This is a genomic window from Chryseobacterium tongliaonense, from assembly GCF_041224435.1.
Lineage (GTDB): Bacteria > Bacteroidota > Bacteroidia > Flavobacteriales > Weeksellaceae > Chryseobacterium > Chryseobacterium tongliaoense.
On record NZ_JBGFFD010000011.1, the window covers coordinates 1 to 22,746 of the forward strand.

A 22,746-nucleotide genomic window follows, 5' to 3' on the forward strand; every position below is an offset into this window, starting at 1 on the left:
CTCCGAATCATTGTCAATCATCTCTTATCAATGATTATTTATCAATTATCACTTATCTATTATATTTAGTTCTGCTCTTTCTCTCAACTCTCAACTATCATCTCTCAACTTAATTCAAATTGAACTTATCGTAAAAATATTGGCAGTGTTCAATTTTATCGCAGATAAAATCCTTGCGCCTTAAAAACAGCCTGAAAGGAAAAAAAATAGCGTCTTAGCGTTTATCCTCCAATAAAAATTAAAGAGGCTATCGGGTAGCTCAAAAATCATTCATATTTATCGATTATTATAATCAACACAAAAAAACCAGATCAATTTGACCTGGTTTTTATCTGCAGAGAGGAAGGGATTCGAACCCTCGATACAGTTACCCGTATACTACCTTTCCAGGGTAGCTCCTTCAACCACTCGGACACCTCTCTATTTGAGATTGCAAAAATAAGGTATTTTATTGAATTACCAAATAATTAAAGCAATTAGTCTGCAATTTCTCCACAAAGGCTCTTTGAGAAGTTATCGGCAAAGCTTCCGGAGTATTTCGGATTGCCAATTAAATGCATCGCTTTTGTGATAGCACTCTCAGCTGTCATGTCTTTTCCGCTGATAGCTCCGATTCTCGAGAAGATATTACTGTTCTCATATTTTCCGAATGAAATACCACCTGAAATACACTGGCTCACCACTACAATCTCAGTTCCGTTATTCCTGATCTCCTGAAGGGTTTGCTGCGTTTTTTCAGTACTGAAAATAGTCCCTGAGCCAAAAACCTGAAGGATCAGTACTTTCATTTTCGGGATTTCTTTAAAATGGCTTAAATGCATTCCCGGAAAAATTCTCCAGAATAAGATATCTTCGGAAATATAATCATCCACATGAAATTCCACCTCAGGATCGCAGCGGTACAGGTTATCTTTAATAATATTCAGATGAACACCGGATTGACCAAGCATAGGATAATTGGGGCTGGAATAGGCATCAAAGTACTCCGCAGAATATTTAAGCGTTCTGTTTCCTCTTAATAGCTTATATTCGAAGTAAATGGCCACTTCCTGAATTACCGCTTCATCATTTTCATACAGGCTCGCATAATATAAACTGGTCAGAAGATTTTCTTTGGCGTCCGTTCTTAAATCCCCAATCGGAAGTTGTGAACCGGTTAAAATAACCGGCTTTCTCAAACCTTTTAGCATAAAACTTAAAGCAGAAGCCGTATAAGACATTGTATCTGTCCCGTGAAGTACCAGAAAGCCGTCATATTCATCATAGTTCTTATGGATATAGTTAGCAATGATTTTCCACTCTTCAGGGCCCATATCAGAGGAATCCAGAGGTTTTGAGAAAGGGTGTACAAATACTTCACATTCCATCAGTTTCATTTCGGGCATCTTTTCGAAAATATTTCCAAAATCAAATGCGCGGAGGCTTCCGGTTTCATAATCTTTCTCCATCCCGATGGTTCCACCGGTATATATAAGCAGGACTTTTCGTTTCATGTAATACTTTTTAATAAAGAATCTGAGCCTGTTTGGTTCATAGCTTCAAAATTACGTTAATTTGCAAAGATTTGAAAATGAATGAAAGATTTAGCACAAACTTTTGAGTATTTAAAACAGTTTTTAACTGAAGAGCGGTTAAAGAAAATTGAACACTTTTCCCCGGAGAGTTCAGATTTTGTTCTTCCGGTGATGGAAGATGTTTACCAGTTCAGAAATGCAGCAGCGATTGTAAGATCAGTGGAAGCCTGCGGATTTCATAAGGTGGTGGCTTTGGAAGAAGAAAATGTATTCAATCCCAATCTTACCGTTACAAAAGGTGCTGAAACCTGGGTAGAAGTAGAAAAAATGCCCAAAAACATTTCCTCATTACAGGAAATTAAAAACCGGGGATACAAAATTCTGGCAGTTTCTCCCGAAAAAAATGCTGTAATGCTTCCCGATTATCAGATCACAGAACCGATTGCTTTGGTGTTTGGAACCGAGCTGGAAGGAGTTTCTGAAGAAGTGCTGGATTTTGCCGATGAAACCTTGGCAATACCGATGTATGGATTCACAAAAAGCTTTAACGTATCTGTAGCAGCAGGAATCTGTATGTATGAATTAAAACAGAAATTACTCCGATCAGATATTGATTATCAACTGAGTGAGGAAAAGCTGATAAGAATGAAAATTCGTTGGGCAGTCAATTCCATGAGAAGCGGGCAACAGATTTTTGAAAAATATATCCGGGATAACGGAATCGGTTTTTAGGCTAAATAATTCCATGCAGCGACAAATATTCCTGCCGTTTCTGTTCTTAATCTTTGATCTCCGAGAGATACTGCTTTGATTTTAAGATCCGTTAAATGTTGAATTTCTTTATCAGAAAAATCCCCTTCCGGGCCAATAAGAAAAGTATAAGAACCTGTTTTAGAAATATTTTTCAATTCAATTCTTTCCAGGTTTTCATTGCAATGAGCAACAAAAGTATTTTTTACTTCGGTATTCTTTAAAAAATCAGAAAATTTTACAGCGTCATTAATAACCGGAAAGTGAAATCTTAAGCTCTGTTTTGAAGCCGCAATAGCCTGCTTTCTGATTTTATCAATATTTATATTTTTACGTTCTGTTTTTTCAGTCAGCAAAAATGTAATTTCAGAAATACCCATTTCTACAGCTTTTTCTACGAAAAATTCGATTCTGTCAATATTTTTTGTCGGTGCAATTGCAATATGAAGCTTAGACTCAAAATCCGGAAAATCTGTTTTAATAGCCGAAACCTCAATACCTGCTTTTTTACCTTCAATCATCAGGGTCCCGGAAGCAAGGCTCCCTTTCCCGTCTGTAACATGAATTTCTTCACCATCCTTCATCCTGAGAACTTTCAGAATATGCTGTTGCTCTTCATCATTGATGATTACTTTGTTATCTTCTATGTGGCCGTAAAATAATTTCATTCTTGTTAAATCGTTAAATTGATGATTTGTAAAACCGTTAATTGCAGATAATCGTCTATCTAAAGTTCTTTATTAATAGAATTGTATAATGCGTTGATCTGATTAGAAATGAATTCTGATTTTTCTCTTAAGCTATTGTAATTTTCATTACTTAGAAAATCTAGATCGTTTGATAAAATCAAAAAATTAATTACTTCTATGGTTGATCCAAAAGCAATATTTAAAAAGCGGGATTTGTCTTTATCTGATTTCCTTGAAAAACCTTCAGCAATATTGGCTGTAATACTTGTACACGCTCTCCTGATTTGATTTGTAATTCCAAGTTTTTCACTTTCAGGAAAAGTTTGTGTTGCCAAATAAATCTCTTTGACCAACTTTCTGGCATTTTGCCATACCTCTAATTTTTCAAAATAAAATTGATACATTTTCTGCCATTTTGCGATTTTACAGTTTTACAAATTTGCGGTTCAGCAAAAGCTTATATGTCATACTTCGAGACAGCACTCGTCCTTAAATCCGTAAATTCCCCTCTTTCAAATTTCAATTGGGCAACCATGGCAATCATCGCAGCATTGTCGGTTGTATATTCAAATTTTGGAATATAAATGTTCCAGCCTAATTTTGTGTGATTATCTTCCATTGCTTTTCTCAGAGCAGAGTTGGCAGAAACTCCGCCGGCAATGGCAACTTCTTTTATCTCAAGATCTTTTGCAGCTTTTTCAAGTTTGTTCATTAAGATCTCAATAATACATTTCTGAACCGATGCACACAGATCATTCAGGTTTTCCTTAATAAAATCAGGATTTTTTCTGACCTCTTTTTGGATAAAGTATAAAACGGACGTTTTTATTCCGCTGAAAGAGTAATCATAATTTTCAAGCTTAGGTTTATTAAACTTGAATGCATCAGGATTTCCTTCTTTTGCCAGTTTATCGATGATAGGACCGGCGGGATAATCCAGATCGAAGATTTTTCCTATTTTATCAAATGCTTCACCTGCGGCATCATCGGTGGTTTTTCCGATAATTTCCATGTCGAAATAATCTTTCACCAAAACAATCATGGTGTGGCCACCACTTACCGTAAGGCATAAAAAAGGGAATTTCGGCGGCATAGGATTTGCATCCTCAATAAAATGGGCTAAAATGTGGGCCTGAAGGTGGTTTACCTCGATTAAAGGAACGTCTAAACTCATTGCCAATGATTTAGCAAAAGAGGTTCCCACTAAAAGAGAACCTAAAAGTCCGGGTCCGCGTGTAAATCCTATAGCAGAAATTGCATTTTGTTGTATATTTGCTTTAGTCAGAGATTTTTCAACGACAGGGATAATGTTTTGTTGATGGGCCCGTGAAGCCAGTTCAGGAACAACACCTCCGTATTCTTTATGAATTGCTTGATTGGCAGCAATATTAGAAAGAATGGAATTCCCTTTGATGATGGCTGCTGATGTGTCGTCACAAGACGATTCAATACCTAAAATTATAGACTCGCTCATAATAATGGCAAAGTTAGAGAATAATAACGAAAATGAGAATAAAAAATCTGTAGCTGATAACTTGGGAGATCAGGTACGAAAAACTGTTGAGAATGTTGAAGATAATGTAAAAGAAACGGTAAAAGAAGCATCCGAACTGGCCTCAGATGCGATTCACCATCCGGTAGAAACAGCTCAGGAGTTTGGAAAGCAGGCAGCTAAAGATATTACCAGCTATTCATGGTGGGCAAAACTGTTATTAATTCTTTTCTGGCTGGGAGTTTCTCTGATCGTTGCAGTGATCATTATAATCAATCTTCCTGTCACCAAACAATGGGCGGCGGATCAGGCATTACAGATCGTCAACAGAGACTTTAAAGCAGAAATGTCTACCGAAAGCGTAGAAGTGGATTTTTTCGGAGATGTGACCATAAAAGGCTTAAAGATTAAAGATTATAAAGGCTACGATTTTATTAAGTCCAAAGAATTTATTGCTAATTCAGACTGGTTTTCATTAGCCACTAATATTGGGAAGAACAATTCTTTAAGTTTTAATTCCCTGACGTTAAAAAATGCAGAAATAAAAGTAATTACTTATAAAGGAGACAGCATTTCCAACTTTATCCGTTTCACAAAACTATTTGACAGCGGGAAAAAAAGAGATCCCAGTAAACCGCCGTTTCAGTTAAATTCCAGATTGCAGATCATTGATTCAAAAGTTTCTATTGTCAATCTGAATTCACCTGGAGAAGCAGGAAAGTGGCTTACAGCGACCAATTTCAATCTGAAAGCTCCTAATGTGAAAGTCAATGGAGCCAATATCTCCGCACTCATAAATAATTTATCCTTCGTCACGAAAAGATGGGGGAAATCTCATTTTGTAGATACTTTCTCCACAGAACTGTCTATGACGGAAGACTTCCTTTCTCTTAAAGATCTGACATTGAATACAGACCACAGTCTTTTGCAGGGAAACATAAAATTCAATCTTAATAAAGGTTCATGGGCTGATTTTGCCGACAAAGTACGATGGGACATGGATCTTAATCAGGGAAGCCAGCTTAATGGGTATGATATCAGCTATTTTGTAACCAATTGGGATAATTTCGAACCTTTCAACGTTTCCGGAAAAATGACAGGTCCATTGAATAATTTCTATCTGGAAAACTTCCTGATCAGAAATCCGAGTGTGAATATTGCCACTCACACAATGAAGGTGAAAAATATTCTTAAAGGCAATTTCCAGATTGAAACCAATAACCTTGCAGCCGATTTTACCTATAAAGATCTCAAAGCAATGATGCCTTCATTTATTTCAACAAAGATGAAGAATTTTGCAGATGATTTCGGAAGGCTGAAATATAACGGGGCAGCAAGTGTAAATCCTAAGCAGGTATATGTTCCCAGCGGAAATTTAATAACCGGGATCGGGCAGGCAAAAATTACCAAGTTTTCTTTTACCGATTATAGTACGGCTTTACCAAAATATTCAGGATATGCTGAAGTTACGGATCTGAATACCTCTGTGATCACAAAAAATAAATCAGTAGGCTTAATCTCCGGGAAATTTGATATTAACGGACAGAGTTTCGATGTCAACACCATGCGTCTGACCACAAAATCCCAGGTTTCAAAGATTGAGATCATGAATAAAGAAATCAATAATCTTTATCTGGATGGCTTGCTGGATCATAAAAAATACAATGGTATCATTACAGTAAATGATGAGCAGGCGAAAGCTACAATAAAAGGATTGATCGATTTCAGTACTTCAAGAATTGCAATGGACGTCAATGCCGATGTCAATTATCTGAACATGAATTATTTTACTGATAAGCCGGGAAATCAGATTGTGAGCGGTCAGGTAGCCGGTAAAATGTCAATGTCATCCATTAATGACCTTATCCTCGATGTAGAGGCAAATAATGTGAATTTTGCTACGGCAACCCAAAAATATATTATTCCGAATGCTAAGGTGAAAACCTTTATAGAAGGTGGTAACCGTGTCATTGATGTCAATGCTCCGGGAGCTGTTAACGGAAAAATTTCAGGAAGATATAACCTTGCAGATTTAGCCGGAATGGTAGAAAACGGATTAGGAAAAATCCTGGTAGGGCCCCCACCGAGAAAATTATACAGAGGTCAGAGCTTTGCTATGAATTTTGATGTTCAGCAAGGTCTGGTAAGTTATTTTATGCCGGATTTAAAGCTGCCTCAGGGAGCTGTGGTAGAAGGCCAATACGATGGGAATTCAAACAACCTTATTCTGAATGTTGATGCTGCGTCTCTAAAATATGTGATGACCAAAGAAGTCGAAATTACGGAAGCCGATAAAGCCCTTGCAGAAGCTAATCCTGCCTACAAAATCAACCAGAGGGATAATATTACCCGTGATAGTGCTATGGTAGACAGCGTACTGGTAAGAATAAATACGGCTAATCTCAATGAGCAGCTTTATGCAAAAGTAAAGAGGGTGGAATACAATAAAAATGTGATCAAAGACCTCACACTTAGCGGAAGAAATGAAAATAACAGCATTCTCCATCTTGCCACTACTTTCAAACATGGAAGCCCTGAAGACGAACTGGATGATAAGCTGAAAGAGTATGCAATTAATGTCAACCAGTCAACCAACCCGGCAGGAGATTATGTATTCAGGTTTGAGCCGACGGAGGTGAAATTTAATGAAGTAACCTGGGCGATAGATACAAGCCCGGAACTTGACCACTCCATTACTTACAGAAAAAAGACCAGTGATTTTGAAATCAGGAATCTGAGGGTTTTTTCGGACAACAGCGAATTGTTCATCAAAGAATCTACATTTAAATCTGCTAAAGACTTCTATGTAGATGCAGATATTAAAGACTTTGCAATTGAAAAGCTTCTGGAAATGCAGTCAGGAGGAAATACCATGGATCTTAAAGGCCTTGCCAACGGAAGCGTTAAAATCAGAATGGATAAGAGCACATTGCAGCCGTTAATTGATCTGACGATTGATGATATTAAGATGAACGGGAATGATATGGGCGACGTTACCATTTCAGCAACCAACGGATTTTCATTGAATGTTTATGATGTAGATGTAAAAGTAACCTCAGCAGGAATCATAGGCAACAATAATTTGCATTTAACGGGTACCGTTAATAATAATACATCTTCACCTACTATAGATCTTGTAGCGGAAATGCGCGAATTTGATCTTGCGTTTGCCCAGCAGTTTGTACAGTCTATATTCGGAAACCTAAGAGGAAAAGCTACCGGAGACCTTAAAATAAACGGTAAGCTGAGCGATCTGGATTACAGCGGAGATATTGCCTTGAAAGAATTCGGATTAAAACTTCTGTTTACGGGAGTTGATTATTCATTTGACGATACAGTGATCCCTCTAACCAAAGGACTGGCGATTCTTAATAACATCGGAGTTCATGACGGAAGGTCCAATTCAAAAGGGACAATTTCAGGGGCGATACAGTTTGAAACGCTTTCTTCGATGGGAGTCAACCTCGTAATGAGGGCTGATAATTTGCTGGTACTGAATACTACGCAGAAAGATTTTGATTTATTCTGGGGAAGGGTTTACGGACAGGGAGATCTATACGTTGACGGACCTGTTTCAGGGCTGAGTCTTTCAACTCCTAATATGAAAGCACTGAATGGAAGTACATTCACCTTTAATTCAAGCTCTACATCCAATGTTGAAGAATTTAAGATGCTGAGATTCCTGAAAGAAGGGAAAGACGGTCTGATCACGCTTGAAGAGAAGAAAAAAACCGGGGCCAACATGAATATTGATTTTGACCTGGATGTAGATAAAGGAACCACTGTAAATGTTTTGGTAGGAGATGACGTAGGAAATATTACCGTGAAAGGAATCGCGGATGATTTAAGGTTCCAGATGAACAGACAGGGCAATATTGCAATGAACGGGACCTATAAAGTGGATAACGGAACATTTGTTTCCAAAGCGATCCTAAATAAAACCTTCCAGATTGAGAAAGGAAGCAGCATCCGTTGGGATGGCGATGCGATGAAGCCGGCATTAAGTATTACGGCCAATTATGTTAGAATGGTTTCCAATGCGGGAGAATACCTGAATATGGGGAATATACAGCCGATCAGTATACTTTTACAGGCCAATATCACCCAATCTCTTGTAGATCCTAAGATAGATCTGGATGTATCTGCTTTAGACGTTTCAAGCCAGGTAAAAGAGACCTTAGCCGCAAAAATGAGCCAGGATGGCGAGAAGGTATTACAGTTTGGTTCCATATTATTGTTAAATAGTTTTAACGTTTCAAACTCAGGTGGAGTAGATGTAAACGTTGCCGGTGTTGCAGAATCTTCCGGTTATAATATGCTGTTAAAACAATTAGGTTCCGTTCTGAATACCATGAGTAATGAATTCCAGATTGACCTTAATTATGTGAAAGGAGACCAGAACTCAAATACGGGTGACAGGGCCAATGCAGGGGTTACCTTTGCTCTTTCTCCAAGAATAAAAGTGAAGACCGGATTGGGGATTCCTTTGACGAAAACAGAAAGTACTGAGGCCAATTACCTTTCAGGAGAGGGTTCAATTGAATATGATATTTCTAAAAAGAATGACGGAAGTCTGGTCTTAAGAGGCTATTCAAAACCTACCAATATTGGAATGGGAGTTACTGGAGCGGGAACAAATGGTTCTGCGAATCAGGCCTATGGTGGGGGTATTGTGTGGAGTAAAAGCTTTAATTCTCTATTTAAAAGGAAGAAAAAAGATAAAAAACAGGCCGATGCTAAAACAGAAATAAAAACAGATTCTGTAAAATCAGACGGTAAATAATTTGAATATTTTAATGATTTTTATCATATGTGTTAATTATTGTTAATGTTTGATATAATTTTCATTGTTAAATTATTTTTTATAAATTTGCAAAAAATACATTGATTTTTTAAGAAAATTGTAATTTAACTAATATGAACTATCAACTTGACGAAATAGACAAGAAAATTCTTGACTTCTTAGTAGAAAACACAAGAATGCCTTTTACTGAAATTGCAAAACAAATGGATGTTTCTGCAGGGACAATTCACGTAAGAGTGAAAAAAATGGAGGATGCAGGTATTATTTTGGGATCTTCCCTTAATATCGATTATGGTAAATTAGACTATCATTTTACAGCTTTCATAGGAATCCTTTTAACCAAATCAAACCGTACTCAGGAGGTTTTAAAAGAGTTATCAACTATTCCTAATGTAATCGAAGCGAGTGTAATCTCAGGAAAATATAATATTTTCTGTAAGGTGAGAGCTAAGAATACTGAAGATGCTAAGAGAATTATCTACCAGATAGATGACATCCAGGATGTAATGAGAACAGAAAGTATGATTTCTATGGAAGAGTACTTAAGCGACAAAAACAGACTGATTAACGCTATTTCTGTTTAATCAAATTTTAAACGAATAAATATAGAAGAACTTATGAAATTATTCATAAGTTCTTTATTTTTGTACCTATGGAAGAATACAGTTACTTTGACGAAAGTCCTGAGAAAGGATGGGGGTTTATTCTGGCATTTGCCTCTTTAATGCTGTTTACAATAATGGGTCTGGGAATTGATGTGGATGAATACTTGCAGCATGAATACCTTAATATCCCAAGATGGTATCTCTATATTATTTTTTCGATAGATCTGCTGATGGTGATCAGCCTGGTACTGATGTTCTTTTACAGAAAACCGGGAATCTTTGCCTTCCCGGTATTGCTGGTGCTGCATTTCTTTATGCACAATTATTACCTGTCTACATTTTTGTATACGGATGTGACCAATCTTTTCCTTTTTACAGGATTTGGAATGCTCGCGATCATCCCGAAATGGAAATTTTTTAAATAATATCAACCAGGCCTTCATTTTTGAAGGTCTTTTTTCTGAACCATTAATCTCAAGCTCTGACGATATTTTAAGAGAAAATAATTTTTTAAAAAAATAGACAGACTGGTCTGTATATTGTAAAATTACTTTACCTTTGCTTTATCAATTAAAGAAAGGTATGGCAACTCCAAGAGAAAGAATTGTAGAGACAACATTGAAATTGTTTTCATCGCAGGGATATAATTCTACCGGGATCAATCAGATCATTTCGGAAGCAGGTGTGGCTAAAGCAAGCTTTTACCAGCATTTTAAATCTAAAGAGGATTTGTGCGTTGAATTTCTTAATGCAAGACATGAGTATTGGTTTAATGAACTGAACGGTTTTACGGCTTCAGAAACCGGCAAAAATTCAAAAGTGGCCGCATCCTTCGACTTTCTGATTTATATGAATGAAAAAGAGAATTTCAGAGGCTGTAGTTTTCTTAATATACTATCCGAAATTCCGGTGGATAATACTAAAATTCTAAGTGTTATTCAAAGCCATAAATCTGATCTCAGGAACTATTTTCATGAGTTGCTGAATGATCCGGACCTTTCTGAGCACATTTACCTTCTTTTCGAAAGCAGCATCATAGAAAGCCAGCTGTTTAAATCAAACGAATTAATAGAGAAGTCAAAAAAGATAATCACCAAACTAATCAATTAAATGGAACAGAAACATCCGCTTCCGCCTTTTACCCTTGAAACGGCAAAAGAAAAAATCCAGCTGGCAGAAGACGCCTGGAACAGTCAGGATCCCGAAAGAGTTTCCAAAGCTTATACAACAGACAGCGAATGGAGAAACAGGGATAAATTTGTTAACGGAAGAGTCGAAATCGTCGATTTTCTCCGTCAGAAGTGGGCAAAGGAGCTGAATTATAAACTTAAAAAAGAATATTGGGCTCATGCTGATAACCGCATCGCTGTCCGCTTTGAATATGAATATCAGACCGAAAACGGCGACTGGTTCAGAGCATACGGAAACGAGAACTGGGAATTTGATGAGAACGGCCTGATGCAGAAAAGATATGCAAGCATTAATGACCTGGCAATAAAAGAGGAAGACCGGAAGTTTAGATAACCGACTTATGGATAAAACAAAACAAGAAAAGCATCCGTTTTTGGATGCTTTTCATTTTATATTAAGAAAATATTTATGCTAAAATTCTCTTCACCGCTTCTTTCACGGCAGCAGAATCAATTTTATATTTCTTCATCAGTTCTGCAGGTGTTGCAGATTCTCCGAAAGTATCATTTACCGCTACAAATTCCTGTCTTGTCGGTCTTTTTCTTGCCAGCATTCCTGCTACGGATTCTCCTAAACCTCCGATATAGTTGTGCTCTTCAGCAGTAACAATCTTTCCGGTTTTTTCAACTGATTTTAAGATGATTTCTTCGTCTAAAGGCTTAATCGTATGGATATTAATCACCTCACAAGAGATTCCTTCTTTTTCAAGCTCATCAGCAGCAACAAGAGATTCCCAAACCAGGTGGCCGGTTGCAACGATCGTTACATCAGTACCTTCCTGCAGCATAATCCCTTTTCCGATTTCGAAAGGCATATCTTCAGGAATAAATACAGGTACGGTAGGTCTTCCGAATCTTAAATATACAGGACCTTCATGATCTGCAATCGCAAGAGTGGCAGCCTTAGTCTGGTTATAATCACAAGGATTGATCACAGTCATTCCCGGAAGCATTTTCATCATCCCGATGTCTTCAAGAACCTGGTGCGTAGCCCCGTCTTCTCCTAAAGTAAGACCTGCGTGAGATGCACAGATTTTCACATTTTTTCCGGAATAAGCGATAGACTGACGAATCTGGTCATACACTCTTGATGTAGAGAAGTTGGCGAAGGTTCCTGTAAAAGGAATTTTTCCTGTGATGCTAAGGCCTGCAGCCAATCCCATCATATTAGCTTCTGCAATTCCTACCTGAAAAAATCTTTCCGGTGCTTTCTCAATGAATTTCTCCATTTTCAAAGAACCGATAAGGTCTGCACAAAGTGCTACTACATTAGGATTTTTGTCAGCAAGCTCAGCTAATCCGGCTCCGAATCCTGAACGTGTATCCTTTTTTTCTGTATATGTATATTTCATTTTTTTACTTATTATTTTTATTGCTAATTACCTTTTACTCATTACTTATGATTAGTAATCAGCTGGAGCTTCTAAATATAATTGTTTGAAAGCCGTATCCAATTGCTCATCGTTAGGAGCTTTTCCGTGCCATGCGTGAGTACCGGTCATAAAGTCTACTCCGTAACCCATTTCTGTATGAAGGATAATTGCAACAGGTTTTCCTTTTCCTGTTTCGGTTTTGGCTTTTTCAAGAATGGCAATCACCGCTTCAAGATCGTTACCGTTTTTCTCTTCCAAAACAATCCATCCGAAAGCTTCAAGTTTTGTATGAAGATTTCCCAAGCTCAATACATCATCTGTATCACCGTCAATCTGACGGCCATTGTAGTCGATTGTTGAAATAATATTATCAACTTTCTTTGCTGCAGCATACATCAAAGCTTCCCATACCTGGCCTTCCTGTAATTCCCCATCTCCATGAAGAGAGTAAACAAGAGAATTGTCCCCCTCTAATTTTTTACCTTGAGCAACACCAAGAGCGACAGACAATCCCTGACCAAGAGAACCTGAAGCGATTCTGATTCCCGGAAGCCCTTCGTGAGTCGTAGGGTGGCCCTGCAATCTTGAATCTAATTTTCTGAAAGTTCTCAATTCATCCACTGGGAAAAAATCGAATCTGGCTAAAGTCGAATAATAAACCGGAGAAATATGTCCGTTTGAAAGATAGAAATGATCTTCATTTTTACCTTCCATCGTGAAAGGAAGATTATAGTTCATTACTTTTCCGTAAAGGGCAGTGAAGTATTCAGTACAACCTAAACTTCCTCCTGGGTGACCGGAATTTACAGCATGAACCATTCTTAAAATGTCTCTTCTGATTTGCGTAGTAAGAGATTTTAACTCTTCGATACTTTTACTCATTATATAAGATTTATTTGCACGCGAATTTACAATTTTTTACTGGCTTACGGAAATGCAAAAATCCGGATGTAAAACCCGGATTTTTAATCGTTTAAAATAATCTGTTCTTTTAGCAGCCCTCATCCAGATATACTGTGATTTCGACAACGATATTATTTACAAATTTAAATGACAGAGCAGTTCCCGCATCACTATCATTGAGCGTGAAATATCCTGCATTCTTTAATTTTACTCCTTTATCATCCCAGGCAGGGTTTACACTGAAACTCGGATAGTCTTTATAGGCATTGATGATGTCGTCTTTAGTACTTCCGATTCCAATTCCGCTTTTGGTTTTAAACTTCTTACTTGTTGTTGAGATGTTCATAATGGTAGGCACACTGGGCTTGGCTTCACTCACATAACCTTCATAAAGATCGATGAGTATCAATTCTCCGTTGTATTTAACGGAATTTTTGGTTTGGCCGTCAGTCATTTTGAGCTTTGTTCCCGCCAGTTTTTCAGCGTCGGTTTTTTCCATAAAAATCTTATATGGACCGATTCTCAAGGTTGAAACTTCAAAATCCTGAGCTGAAATTATACCGAATGCAAAGACGAATAATAAAAGTTGAATAATTTTTTTCATGGTTAATATTTTTTTATGGTGTCAATAATCTTATTCTCTATATCAATAGGAGCGGGCTTTAGCCCGTTCACAAATAAAATATAAATCAAATGGCTTTAGCCGAAACTTAAAATTATTTCTTCTTTCTGATGAGCCATAGTCCAAAAAACGTAAGCAGTCCGTTGATAATCAATAGCTCCAGTCCGATTTTGAAATTCCCGAAGATAGCAGCCTGGTATTTATCGATAAAATAAGAAATAATAGGCGCAGCGATACAAATGTAAGGCACCAGCTTATCTTCAACTTTATATTTTGTGAAAATCCCGAAGGCAAAAAGCCCTAAAAGTGGCCCATATGTAAATCCTGCCAGCTTTAAGATCAGTCCGATCATGGAATTATCATTAATGATTTTAAAAATAACCACCATAATCAGGAAAGAAAATGCCACCACCAAATGGATGTTTTTTCTGAATTTTTCCTTCTTTTTAGCTTCCCATGGTTTTTCCTTCATCCCGAAAATATCAATGCATAAAGATGAGGTAAGAGCCGTCATAGCACCGTCTGCACTTGGAAATAAAGCTGAGATCAAAGCGATGATAAATATAATGGAAATAAAAGGAGGCATATGGTTTAAAGCAACTTCAGGGAAGATTTTATCCCCGAAAATATCTTTTCCGTTTAATAAAAACTCTTTTTTGGTCACTCCGTCATTGATAACTTCTGTAAAATGCGCTCCCTGATTTTCTCCGAACAGATAAAGAAGGCCGCCCATATAAAGGAATAATGAGATTACCCCTAATAAGATGAAACCCAACGTGACCATATTTTTCTGGGAATCTTTAAGCTTCGTCACAGAAAGACTTTTCTGCATCATCTCCTGGTCAATTCCCGTCATGGTAATGGTAATAAACGCTCCTGCAAGGATTTGCTTTATGAAAAATCCGGGAGAATTAAAATCCATTTCAAATATTTTGGTGTAGCCTTTATCACCCATTGCCGTTAAGCTTTGTCCCACACTTAAATCTAAATGATTCAGCATATAAACCGTACAGATAATCAGTCCTAAAAGCATACATGAGGTCTGTAAAGTATCTGTCCAGACAATGGTTTTCACTCCGCCTTCATAGGTATAAAGAATAATCATCGCAAGGATAATTAAAGTAGTGACAATAAAGGGAACTCCCAGACTGTCCAATATCGTTACCTGGAGAATATTCACCACCAGATACAGCCTCGCTGTGGCTCCTACCAGCCTTGAAACAATAAAGATCCATGCCCCGGATTTATAAGAAAGCTGACCCATCCTCTGCTGGAGATAGCCATAAATGGAGGTCAGCTTCAAACGGTAATATAAAGGAAGTAAAACATAAGCAACTACAATATAACCGATGAGATACCCTAAAGTGATCTGTAAATAAGCAAAGCTGTCTTTTCCCACGGCACCGGGAACACTCACGAAGGTAACTCCTGAAAGAGAAGTCCCGATCATCCCGAAAGCAACCAGCATCCAATTACTCTTACGGTTTCCGATAAAGAAACTTTCATTATCACTCCCTTTTCCTGTTTTATAAGCTACCCAGAGAAGCAGTGCGAAATAGACGATAATGATAGACAGTAATATAATTGGAGACATATTTTTGCAATTAAAATTTTACAAATATAGTTTTTTTATAGTCTGGTAAAAAAGAAAAAACCTTTCAGAATATTTACTCTGAAAGGTTTATAATTGATTTTTTGTATTACTTATACCAGGACATCCTGAAGGTCTTCATTTTTCTGGAATGTGGCTTTTGCAAAAGGACAAAGGGCAATTACTTTTTTACCTTCCTTTCTTGCAAAATCTACGGCAGCCAAAACCATTTCTTTACCAACACCTTTACCGTTATAATCTTCTCCTACTTCAGTATGGTCAATGATGAATCTCTCATCTCCGGCCCAGGTATAGGTCATGAGTCCTGCGCGGTTTCCGTCTATGAAAGCCTCAAAACTTCCGTGTTTTTCGTCGTTGTTTTGTTTTACTTCTGTCATACTATGAAAATTTGGTTTGAATTTCTATGTCGTGAGTTAATATTTTATGTACCGGGCATGCATCTGCAATCAGATGAAGTCTTTTCATCTGTTCCGGATCAAAGTTGTTGCCTTCAAAGCTGATGTTTCTTTTAAAAACGGCAAGTTGGGTAAGAGGATAATTTTCCAGCTCCACTTCTACATTTATTTTTTCTACATCCCATTCTTTTCTGTCGATATACATTTTCAGGGTAGCAGCCGTACAGCTTGCTAAAGAGGTGGCTAAAATCTCAAAAGGATTGAAGCCCTTATTTTGTCCGCCCTTATCGACCGGCTCGTCTGTAATAAGCAGGTTTTCTCCGGCTGTTACTTCGGTATAATATTTTTCTTTTCCTAAAATCGCTTTTACGGTTACTGCCATTACTTTTCTGTGTTGAATTTATAACTTAATGCTCCGGAAGGGCATAGGTCTATTTGATCTTTAAGTTCCTGGGGAGTTGCGTTTTCCACTTTTATCCACGGTCTTTCTTTCGGGTGATAAACTTTTGGAAGAGTTTTTGCGCAAATAGCCGAATGGATGCATTTTTTGGGTTGCCATATGACGGTGATCTCCCCATTGATATATTCGTGTGTTTCCATATTAATCTTCTTTTAATAATTTTTCAATTCTTTTGTCAGGAATCAGCCATATTAAAGCAACGATATAATAAAAACCTATGGCAATATAAGGATAAAAAAATGAAGTGGCGATTCCGGAAATATAAAATATAATGGAGATATATTCTTTAGATTTGGAATGTATGGCTTCTTTTAACCTTGAATTTTCACCTTCTGATTTTAAAATAAGGTTCTCCAGAATGGTATAGGCAATAGCGCACATAATCAATCCTATACCGTAAGCTGCCACAGGATTTTTTGAAAAACGGGTTGCCCCGATCCATTCTGTTGCTACCGGCATCAGTGAAAGCCAGAATAACAGATGAAGATTGGCCCAGAGAATGCTTCCGTTAACTTTTTTTACAGCCTGAAACAAATGATGATGATTGTTCCAGTAGATTCCTACATAAATGAAGCTGAAAATATAAGCTAAAAATTTGGGGACGAGAGGTTTAAGGCTGGCCCAGCTACCACCTTCCGGCACTTTTAATTCAAGTACCATAATTGTGATGATAATAGCCAGAACCCCATCACTGAAAGCCTCTAATCTCCCTTTTACCATTAGTTTTTAAACTGATTTTTAAAGTTTTCCGTTTTATCTTGTAATTCTTTAAGCATATCGGGATTGATCACACCGCTTTCCAGATCAAAATTTTCGTAAAACTTCGGTAAAGAAAACGTGTCTTTAATTTCGGCCCCGAATTGCGGGAAAAATGTCTTTGCAGTGTTCATCACGTTTCCACCGCCATAACCTCCGGGAGAAGTGCTCATCAGAAGCATAGGCTTGTTCTGAAAAACCTTTACGTTGATCCTTGAAGCCCAGTCGAAAACATTTTTAAAAGCGGCACTGTAAGATCGGTTATGTTCTGCAAGAGAGCAGATAATCACATCACAATCTTCAATCACCTTTAGGAAATGATGCGCTTCATCAGGAAATCCTTTTTTTTCAAGATCTACGGAGAAAACAGGCATGGAAAAATCATTAAGATCAATCAGGTTGATGTTTTCATCCTGAAAGCTTTTCAAAACAAATTTCACCAGTTCCCTGTTGATAGAGGTGGAAGATGTGCTCCCTGCAAATGCTAATATTTTCATTCTTAAATTCTTACTTTCTGTTCAGAATTGCTTTTGGAAGTGGAACGTATTCATTCTCATCGCCGGGCACCAGAGGGAAAGCATCATGATTCTGATCATTCCAGTTGATTTTAGCCTGGTCAAGTAATTCTTTGTCTGAATTTACAAAATTCCAGAATATAAAACGTTCCTCATCGAAAGGTTCGCCCCCGAAAAGATAAACCGTTCCGTTTTCACTCATTTCAAATTCACAAAGTTTGGTGTCTTTGGCGATTAAAAGCTGCTTTGAGCCGTAGGTATTTCCTTCTGTGTGTACAGTTCCGTCCAGAACGTACATTGCTGCTTCACCATACAGATCTTTTCCGATGCTTATTTTTTGAGGCGTTTTGGTTTTAATCTCAATAAAGAATAATTTACTGTGTACAGGAACCGGAGATTTTCTTCCGAATGCTTCTCCTGCAATTAATTTATATTGAATCTCACCTTCTTCCCACACCGGAATTTCATCCGCTTCAATATGATGAAAAGTAGGCTCGCTCTGTTCAAGATGTTTGGGAAGTCCCACCCAGATCTGAAATCCGTGAAGTTTTTTATCTGTATGTCGTAAATATTCAGGGGTTCTCTCAGAATGTACCACACCTTTTCCGGCTGTCATCCAGTTTACGGCTCCCGGTTTTATTTCCAAGGCACTTCCTATGCTGTCGCGGTGGAAAATAGATCCTTCAAGAAGATAAGTCAAGGTAGAAAGCCCGATATGCGGATGTGGCGGAACATCAAGGTTCTGATAATCTTTCAGCTCCGAAGGTCCCATATGGTCTATAAAAACGAATGGTCCCACTGCTCTTTTTTCACGGAAAGGTAAAAGTCTGCCTACCAGGAAATTTCCTATATCTGCTGCTTTCTCTTCAATGATAAGTCCTATGTTTGACATGATTGCTGTTTATTTAGTATAAGCTAATTTAGTTAATATTTTCAATGTTGATCGTACTTTGATGCCATTATAGCTGGGCATAGCCTTCAAATCTCTCATCTACAATACGTTTCCACTCCGGGTGTTTTTTAATGTAGGCGAAAACATAAGGACAAAAAGGAAGTAGTTTTTTGTTATTTTCCTCGATATACTGTAATGTTTTCTCGACAACAGCGGCAGCAGCGCCAGTTCCTGCCAATTCCGGCTCGGCCTCCGTATGTACCAATGCGATCTGGTGACCCATTTCACGATAATCAATAAAAGCGAAATGTCCGTTGATTTCTATTTCAAATCTTTTTCCCGTTTTTACTAGAGGTATATTTTCAAATTCCGGTTTCATAATTTTTATTTTTTTAGTTAAATACAAAGACGCAAAATAGATAGAATACTGTTTTTTTTAAGCAATAAAATGAAAAATTTTGCGTCTTTGTGTTTAATCAGTTTATAATTAGTTAAAGTTAAGGAAAAGTAATAATTAAATACCTTTCCTGAGTTTAAGATTAGTTTAATTTATCAGCCTTAATCTTCCAGATACCCGAATTTTCCGGTGTTGTAATCCTCAAAGGCCTGCATGATCTCTTCTCTAGTATTCATTACAAAAGGGCCGTGCGGGTAAATAGGTTCATTAATAGGTTCACCGCTGATAATTAATACGATGGAATCTTCCGAAGCTTCAATGGTGAAAGCCTCGCCTTCATTTTCAAATAAAGCAAAATGGTTGGCAAGTATGTTTTGTTCTCCGTTTATTATAATGCTTCCTTCAATTACTAAAGCAGCCGTATTGAAATGAGCAGGAAAATTAAATTCTGCTTTTCCACCGGCTTTTAACTTTGCATTCATCATATTTACCGGAGTGAAAGTGAAAGCAGGACCTTTATTTCCCTGATATTCACCGGCAATAATTTCAACGACCCCGTTTTCTCCCAGATCTACCTTTTTCATTTCTGAATTTTTAATAGCCTGGTATTTCGGTTTGCTCATTTTATCTTTAGCAGGAAGATTTACCCAAAGCTGAACCATCTGGAAAATTCCGCCTTTCTTTGACCATTCGGTTTCATGATATTCTTTGTGAAGAACACCTTTGGCAGCCGTCATCCACTGTACATCTCCTTCTCCGATAATGCCGCCTCCGCCTGCACTGTCATGATGCTCTACTTTACCCTGATAAGCTATGGTTACAGTTTCAAAACCCCTGTGCGGATGTACACCGACACCTCTTGGAATTTCAGATCCGTTAAAATGAAATTTAGCATTATAATCAAGCATAATGAAGGGATCCATCCTCTTCATATCCAGTTTATTGGCACTTGGAATAAAATTATGAACTCTAAAGCCGTCACCTACAAAGTGCGCAGGCTTTGGAGATACTACGATTTCTACTTTTTTAGTTGTCATAATGTTGATTTTATAAGAGCAAAATTACCATAGTTAAATATCAATTGCATTGATCTGTGGTAAGTAGTTGAGGTGGGATTGTGGAAGAGCTAAAAAGCTGAATAGCTAAATCGTGAAATCGTAAATTTGCAAAATCGGGAAACTATAGGATTTCAAAGTAATATTTCTAGGAACTTTAGAGGTTATTTATTTTTCTTACTAAGATTCCCAACATTATTAAGTTTAGATTCCTACGGAATGACAGAGGTTAAACCGTTCCCTCTTTAAACGATTTTACAAATTTACGATTTCACGATTTAGCTATTAGCCTTTAGCCTTTTTGCTCAAAAAAATTACTCCTTCGATTTCATATTTTTCCCATCCGAAATATGAAGTCTCCTGAAAACCAAACCGGACAGAATCGTAAGAATTCCTACAGTAAGGAATGTATAGCGGAAAGCATTATGAATCTCACCTTTAATGAGATCTGTGCTTTCAAATATTTTTAAAACAATTAAGCCGAAAGCGATTCCGAAGCCGATTGCAAGCTGCTGATTCACGGATAATAATGAGTTACCGCTGCTCGTCTGAAAATTTCGCAGGTCTGCAATGGAAATCGTATTCATTGAAGTGAACTGAATAGAGTTGAAAAATCCCAGAATAGCAATAATAGGTACAAACCAATATAAAGAAGTATGAATATTGGGAATGGCAAGTAAACAAATCAAAGTGCCGATAATGAAGGTGTTCATCATCAGGGTCTGGCGATAACCGTATCTGTCTAAAATTTTAATGACATATGATTTTCCGAACATGGCTGTTAAGGCCATTGGCGCAATGATCCAGCCGGAAGTGACCGCTGATTGTTTGTAGGCGATCTGGATCATTAATGGCAATAATAAAGGAACGGAACTTATTCCCAATCTTGTGGCAAGATTTCCTACGATTCCCACCCGAAATGTTCTCACCTGGAGAAGGTTCAGAGGGAAAATAGGGTTGGTATCTCTTTTTGCATGCCTGTAATAATAATACATAAAAAGGAATCCTAAAATAAAGACTACCAAAACGGGAGTTGTATTCTGAAGATCTCCAAAAAGTTCCAGGGAAATAGAAAGCAGGAGAGAAGCCGCTGCAAAGATCATAAAGCCTTTTAAATCAAAATCTAAAACATCGGATTTGTAATTGGGCATGTATTTTAACCCTAAAACAATTCCTATGATCCCAAACGGAATATTAATTAAAAATATCCAGTGCCAGGAAAGATAATCTACCATATAGCCTCCAACCAACGGACCTAAAACAGGACCTATGAGTGCCGGGATAATGGCAAAATTCATGGCTTTTAATAATTCATTTTTATCGAAGGTTTTAATTAGAGCCAGCTTTCCGACGGGTGTCATTAAACTTCCGCCAACTCCCTGGATGACCCGTGAAATGACCAAATGAGTAAGGTTTTGCGAAATAGCACAAAAAAAGGAGCCTAAGCTGAAAAGTACCAATGAAAAAATAAAAACTTTCTTCGTTCCAAATCGGTCTGCCAGAAATCCGCTTGCAGGCATAAAAACAGCCAGGGTAAGAACGTAGCTGATAATGGCATTCTGCATATTGAGCGGCGATTCTTTCAAGTCTTTTGCAATGGAAGGCAGTGAGGTGTTCAGGATTGTTGAATCGAGCATCTGCATGAAAATTGCGGTGGCAAGAATCAGAGGCAGGATTTTTTTTATACTGGTTGATGATGAATTTATTTCAGACATTTTTGTATCGGCTGGATCTTTAAAATAAATTTAAAGAGATAATATATCTATAAAATTAAAAAAGTCCTGTGAGATTTCACAAGACTTTTTCATTTATTTTCTAGGTTTTTCTACTCCTTTCCATTCATCGCCGGCTTTTCTGTACTGGCTCAGAACGAAAGTTTTAAAATCTTTTGTTTTATATTCAATATTATCAGTGTTTTGCTCAAAAGGCATAATGTAATAATAATCTACATCGGTTTTATCTGTTTTGTTACCTTTTTTCACTGAAGGAACATATTTTGAAAACTTGTAGCTCGGAAGGTATTGTTTCAGCCTTGCGTAGAACGCTTTATTTTCTTTTTCCTCAGGGATGATGTCAACAATATTGAAGTCATCTTTTTTCTTATCGATCCAAAGATAATAGGTTTTCTCTTCCATGGTCTTCTTATTCAGAGAGTTGAAAGCGAATAATTCTTTCGGAACCAGTTCTTTAATTTTTTCAGGATCTACTTTTGTAAAATATTCACCCTGGGAAGGATCAACATAGGTTTCAAGGTTGTACATCAGTACAGCATTATTCTCGAAATTTTTATTTTTAAAATACTGATTTAAAGATAACTCAGCTGTTTCTCTCAGTTCTTTTCCTCTTTCATCCAGCTTTTTTGTCGGGTTCTGAGGATTTACTTTTTTTACAAACTCATACAAAACAACAGGTTTTACATCCTTAAGGTGCGGATATGTTTTTAATTGTTCAGCTTTTGCCAGCCAGTAATATTGTTGGTAATAATCTTCTTTTTCCTTATCCTTTACGCTTTTATAAGTTAAAGCCAGTTTTTTGGAATTAAGATATCTGCCGAATTTACCTTGACCAAAAGCAAAATTTATAGATAATAAAGCGAAAAAGATAGTAATGTTTCTTCTCATTTTTATAAAATTGATTTTTCGTTTTCCAAATATAATTATTTATTAGATAATATTTTTGATTGTCAGTTAAATTATGTGATATTATTGTATTTAATCTAAAA

At 37.1% G+C, this 22,746-nt stretch carries 24 protein-coding genes and 1 tRNA gene; 6 read left to right on the forward strand and 19 right to left on the reverse strand.

Annotation, left to right across the window (positions count from 1 at the left end):
- Nucleotides 1-335: 335 nt before the first annotated feature.
- Nucleotides 336-422 (reverse strand) — tRNA-Ser (locus AB8P06_RS18285).
- A gap of 54 nt (nt 423-476) precedes the next feature.
- A complete protein-coding gene (locus tag AB8P06_RS18290; RefSeq protein WP_369843690.1) occupies nt 477-1,493 on the reverse strand; it encodes an asparaginase in 1,017 nt (338 codons plus the stop codon).
- 81 nt (nt 1,494-1,574) lie between these two features.
- Between AB8P06_RS18290 and AB8P06_RS18295 the strand changes: the two genes are divergently transcribed.
- Nucleotides 1,575-2,246, forward strand: coding sequence for a TrmH family RNA methyltransferase (locus AB8P06_RS18295; RefSeq protein WP_369843692.1), 672 nt, complete (start codon nt 1,575-1,577; stop codon nt 2,244-2,246).
- Here AB8P06_RS18295 and AB8P06_RS18300 read toward each other — a convergent pair.
- From AB8P06_RS18300 to tsaD, 3 genes are read right to left on the reverse strand one after another with little or no spacing between them, the layout of a single operon-like run.
- The gene (locus tag AB8P06_RS18300) at nt 2,243-2,932 is read right to left on the reverse strand and encodes an RsmE family RNA methyltransferase (RefSeq protein ID WP_369843694.1); all 690 of its coding nucleotides are present in this window, start codon (nt 2,930-2,932) and stop codon (nt 2,243-2,245) included. The two genes, AB8P06_RS18295 and AB8P06_RS18300, sit on opposite strands and share 4 nt — an antisense overlap.
- A gap of 59 nt (nt 2,933-2,991) precedes the next feature.
- Entirely contained in the window at nt 2,992-3,357 is a 366-nt protein-coding gene (locus AB8P06_RS18305; RefSeq protein ID WP_369843695.1) for a four helix bundle protein, read from the reverse strand.
- Between the two features lie 53 nt (nt 3,358-3,410).
- A complete protein-coding gene (gene tsaD, locus AB8P06_RS18310) occupies nt 3,411-4,427 on the reverse strand; it encodes a tRNA (adenosine(37)-N6)-threonylcarbamoyltransferase complex transferase subunit TsaD (RefSeq protein WP_369843697.1) in 1,017 nt (338 codons plus the stop codon).
- A 4-nt stretch (nt 4,428-4,431) separates the two neighbouring features.
- Between tsaD and AB8P06_RS18315 the strand changes: the two genes are divergently transcribed.
- From AB8P06_RS18315 to AB8P06_RS18335, 5 genes are all read left to right on the forward strand, one after another.
- Entirely contained in the window at nt 4,432-9,228 is a 4,797-nt protein-coding gene (locus tag AB8P06_RS18315; RefSeq protein ID WP_369843699.1) for a translocation/assembly module TamB domain-containing protein, read from the forward strand.
- Nucleotides 9,229-9,362: 134 nt separating this feature from the next.
- Complete coding sequence (locus AB8P06_RS18320; protein ID WP_007843944.1) at nt 9,363-9,833, forward strand: Lrp/AsnC family transcriptional regulator; 471 nt, start codon at nt 9,363-9,365, stop codon at nt 9,831-9,833.
- 68 nt (nt 9,834-9,901) lie between these two features.
- On the forward strand, nt 9,902-10,279 hold the full coding sequence (locus AB8P06_RS18325; protein WP_369843701.1) for a hypothetical protein: 378 nt from the start codon (nt 9,902-9,904) through the stop codon (nt 10,277-10,279).
- A 157-nt stretch (nt 10,280-10,436) separates the two neighbouring features.
- Entirely contained in the window at nt 10,437-10,964 is a 528-nt protein-coding gene (locus tag AB8P06_RS18330) for a TetR/AcrR family transcriptional regulator (protein WP_369843703.1), read from the forward strand.
- Nucleotides 10,965-11,378, forward strand: coding sequence for a DUF1348 family protein (locus AB8P06_RS18335; RefSeq protein ID WP_369843705.1), 414 nt, complete (start codon nt 10,965-10,967; stop codon nt 11,376-11,378). It abuts the gene before it with no gap.
- Between the two features lie 73 nt (nt 11,379-11,451).
- Here the strand turns inward: AB8P06_RS18335 and AB8P06_RS18340 are convergent, their stop codons facing one another.
- The 14 genes from AB8P06_RS18340 to AB8P06_RS18405 form a co-directional block, all read right to left on the reverse strand.
- The gene (locus AB8P06_RS18340) at nt 11,452-12,396 is read right to left on the reverse strand and encodes a transketolase family protein (RefSeq protein ID WP_369843707.1); all 945 of its coding nucleotides are present in this window, start codon (nt 12,394-12,396) and stop codon (nt 11,452-11,454) included.
- Between the two features lie 51 nt (nt 12,397-12,447).
- The gene (locus AB8P06_RS18345; RefSeq protein WP_369843709.1) at nt 12,448-13,299 is read right to left on the reverse strand and encodes a transketolase; all 852 of its coding nucleotides are present in this window, start codon (nt 13,297-13,299) and stop codon (nt 12,448-12,450) included.
- Between the two features lie 109 nt (nt 13,300-13,408).
- Entirely contained in the window at nt 13,409-13,924 is a 516-nt protein-coding gene (locus tag AB8P06_RS18350) for a hypothetical protein (RefSeq protein ID WP_369843710.1), read from the reverse strand.
- A gap of 112 nt (nt 13,925-14,036) precedes the next feature.
- A complete protein-coding gene (locus AB8P06_RS18355; RefSeq protein ID WP_369843712.1) occupies nt 14,037-15,536 on the reverse strand; it encodes a sodium:solute symporter in 1,500 nt (499 codons plus the stop codon).
- 110 nt (nt 15,537-15,646) lie between these two features.
- Nucleotides 15,647-15,931, reverse strand: coding sequence for a GNAT family N-acetyltransferase (locus tag AB8P06_RS18360; protein ID WP_369843713.1), 285 nt, complete (start codon nt 15,929-15,931; stop codon nt 15,647-15,649).
- A gap of 1 nt (nt 15,932) precedes the next feature.
- Entirely contained in the window at nt 15,933-16,331 is a 399-nt protein-coding gene (locus AB8P06_RS18365; protein WP_369843715.1) for an OsmC family protein, read from the reverse strand.
- On the reverse strand, nt 16,331-16,549 hold the full coding sequence (locus AB8P06_RS18370) for a (4Fe-4S)-binding protein (RefSeq protein WP_369843716.1): 219 nt from the start codon (nt 16,547-16,549) through the stop codon (nt 16,331-16,333). The genes AB8P06_RS18365 and AB8P06_RS18370 overlap by 1 nt, the downstream gene beginning before the upstream one ends.
- Nucleotide 16,550: 1 nt before the next feature.
- A complete protein-coding gene (locus AB8P06_RS18375; protein ID WP_369843718.1) occupies nt 16,551-17,129 on the reverse strand; it encodes a TMEM175 family protein in 579 nt (192 codons plus the stop codon).
- Nucleotides 17,129-17,662 (reverse strand): NADPH-dependent FMN reductase, encoded by a 534-nt coding sequence (locus tag AB8P06_RS18380; RefSeq protein ID WP_369843720.1) that lies wholly within the window; start codon nt 17,660-17,662, stop codon nt 17,129-17,131. Before AB8P06_RS18380 ends, AB8P06_RS18375 begins: the two co-directional genes overlap by 1 nt.
- Nucleotides 17,663-17,672: 10 nt before the next feature.
- Entirely contained in the window at nt 17,673-18,572 is a 900-nt protein-coding gene (locus AB8P06_RS18385; RefSeq protein ID WP_369843722.1) for a pirin family protein, read from the reverse strand.
- Nucleotides 18,573-18,639: 67 nt separating this feature from the next.
- Complete coding sequence (locus AB8P06_RS18390) at nt 18,640-18,951, reverse strand: GNAT family N-acetyltransferase (RefSeq protein ID WP_369843723.1); 312 nt, start codon at nt 18,949-18,951, stop codon at nt 18,640-18,642.
- 179 nt (nt 18,952-19,130) lie between these two features.
- Nucleotides 19,131-20,006, reverse strand: a complete 876-nt coding sequence (locus AB8P06_RS18395; RefSeq protein ID WP_369843725.1) for a pirin family protein — start codon at nt 20,004-20,006, stop codon at nt 19,131-19,133.
- Nucleotides 20,007-20,338: 332 nt separating this feature from the next.
- Nucleotides 20,339-21,739, reverse strand: coding sequence for an MFS transporter (locus AB8P06_RS18400; protein ID WP_369843727.1), 1,401 nt, complete (start codon nt 21,737-21,739; stop codon nt 20,339-20,341).
- A gap of 93 nt (nt 21,740-21,832) precedes the next feature.
- Complete coding sequence (locus AB8P06_RS18405; RefSeq protein ID WP_369843729.1) at nt 21,833-22,645, reverse strand: hypothetical protein; 813 nt, start codon at nt 22,643-22,645, stop codon at nt 21,833-21,835.
- Between the last annotated feature and the right edge of the window lie 101 nt (nt 22,646-22,746).

What these genes read in the sequence shown, in the direction of transcription:
- AB8P06_RS18290 (WP_369843690.1), bottom strand. Translation starts at nt 1,493, where the DNA reads ATGAAACGAAAAGTCCTGCTTATATATACCGGTGGAACCATCGGGATG.
- AB8P06_RS18295 (WP_369843692.1), top strand. Translation starts at nt 1,575, where the DNA reads ATGAAAGATTTAGCACAAACTTTTGAGTATTTAAAACAGTTTTTAACT.
- AB8P06_RS18300 (WP_369843694.1), bottom strand. Translation starts at nt 2,932, where the DNA reads ATGAAATTATTTTACGGCCACATAGAAGATAACAAAGTAATCATCAAT.
- AB8P06_RS18305 (WP_369843695.1), bottom strand. Translation starts at nt 3,357, where the DNA reads ATGTATCAATTTTATTTTGAAAAATTAGAGGTATGGCAAAATGCCAGA.
- tsaD (WP_369843697.1), bottom strand. Translation starts at nt 4,427, where the DNA reads ATGAGCGAGTCTATAATTTTAGGTATTGAATCGTCTTGTGACGACACA.
- AB8P06_RS18315 (WP_369843699.1), top strand. Translation starts at nt 4,432, where the DNA reads ATGGCAAAGTTAGAGAATAATAACGAAAATGAGAATAAAAAATCTGTA.
- AB8P06_RS18320 (WP_007843944.1), top strand. Translation starts at nt 9,363, where the DNA reads ATGAACTATCAACTTGACGAAATAGACAAGAAAATTCTTGACTTCTTA.
- AB8P06_RS18325 (WP_369843701.1), top strand. Translation starts at nt 9,902, where the DNA reads ATGGAAGAATACAGTTACTTTGACGAAAGTCCTGAGAAAGGATGGGGG.
- AB8P06_RS18330 (WP_369843703.1), top strand. Translation starts at nt 10,437, where the DNA reads ATGGCAACTCCAAGAGAAAGAATTGTAGAGACAACATTGAAATTGTTT.
- AB8P06_RS18335 (WP_369843705.1), top strand. Translation starts at nt 10,965, where the DNA reads ATGGAACAGAAACATCCGCTTCCGCCTTTTACCCTTGAAACGGCAAAA.
- AB8P06_RS18340 (WP_369843707.1), bottom strand. Translation starts at nt 12,396, where the DNA reads ATGAAATATACATATACAGAAAAAAAGGATACACGTTCAGGATTCGGA.
- AB8P06_RS18345 (WP_369843709.1), bottom strand. Translation starts at nt 13,299, where the DNA reads ATGAGTAAAAGTATCGAAGAGTTAAAATCTCTTACTACGCAAATCAGA.
- AB8P06_RS18350 (WP_369843710.1), bottom strand. Translation starts at nt 13,924, where the DNA reads ATGAAAAAAATTATTCAACTTTTATTATTCGTCTTTGCATTCGGTATA.
- AB8P06_RS18355 (WP_369843712.1), bottom strand. Translation starts at nt 15,536, where the DNA reads ATGTCTCCAATTATATTACTGTCTATCATTATCGTCTATTTCGCACTG.
- AB8P06_RS18360 (WP_369843713.1), bottom strand. Translation starts at nt 15,931, where the DNA reads ATGACAGAAGTAAAACAAAACAACGACGAAAAACACGGAAGTTTTGAG.
- AB8P06_RS18365 (WP_369843715.1), bottom strand. Translation starts at nt 16,331, where the DNA reads ATGGCAGTAACCGTAAAAGCGATTTTAGGAAAAGAAAAATATTATACC.
- AB8P06_RS18370 (WP_369843716.1), bottom strand. Translation starts at nt 16,549, where the DNA reads ATGGAAACACACGAATATATCAATGGGGAGATCACCGTCATATGGCAA.
- AB8P06_RS18375 (WP_369843718.1), bottom strand. Translation starts at nt 17,129, where the DNA reads ATGGTAAAAGGGAGATTAGAGGCTTTCAGTGATGGGGTTCTGGCTATT.
- AB8P06_RS18380 (WP_369843720.1), bottom strand. Translation starts at nt 17,662, where the DNA reads ATGAAAATATTAGCATTTGCAGGGAGCACATCTTCCACCTCTATCAAC.
- AB8P06_RS18385 (WP_369843722.1), bottom strand. Translation starts at nt 18,572, where the DNA reads ATGTCAAACATAGGACTTATCATTGAAGAGAAAGCAGCAGATATAGGA.
- AB8P06_RS18390 (WP_369843723.1), bottom strand. Translation starts at nt 18,951, where the DNA reads ATGAAACCGGAATTTGAAAATATACCTCTAGTAAAAACGGGAAAAAGA.
- AB8P06_RS18395 (WP_369843725.1), bottom strand. Translation starts at nt 20,006, where the DNA reads ATGACAACTAAAAAAGTAGAAATCGTAGTATCTCCAAAGCCTGCGCAC.
- AB8P06_RS18400 (WP_369843727.1), bottom strand. Translation starts at nt 21,739, where the DNA reads ATGTCTGAAATAAATTCATCATCAACCAGTATAAAAAAAATCCTGCCT.
- AB8P06_RS18405 (WP_369843729.1), bottom strand. Translation starts at nt 22,645, where the DNA reads ATGAGAAGAAACATTACTATCTTTTTCGCTTTATTATCTATAAATTTT.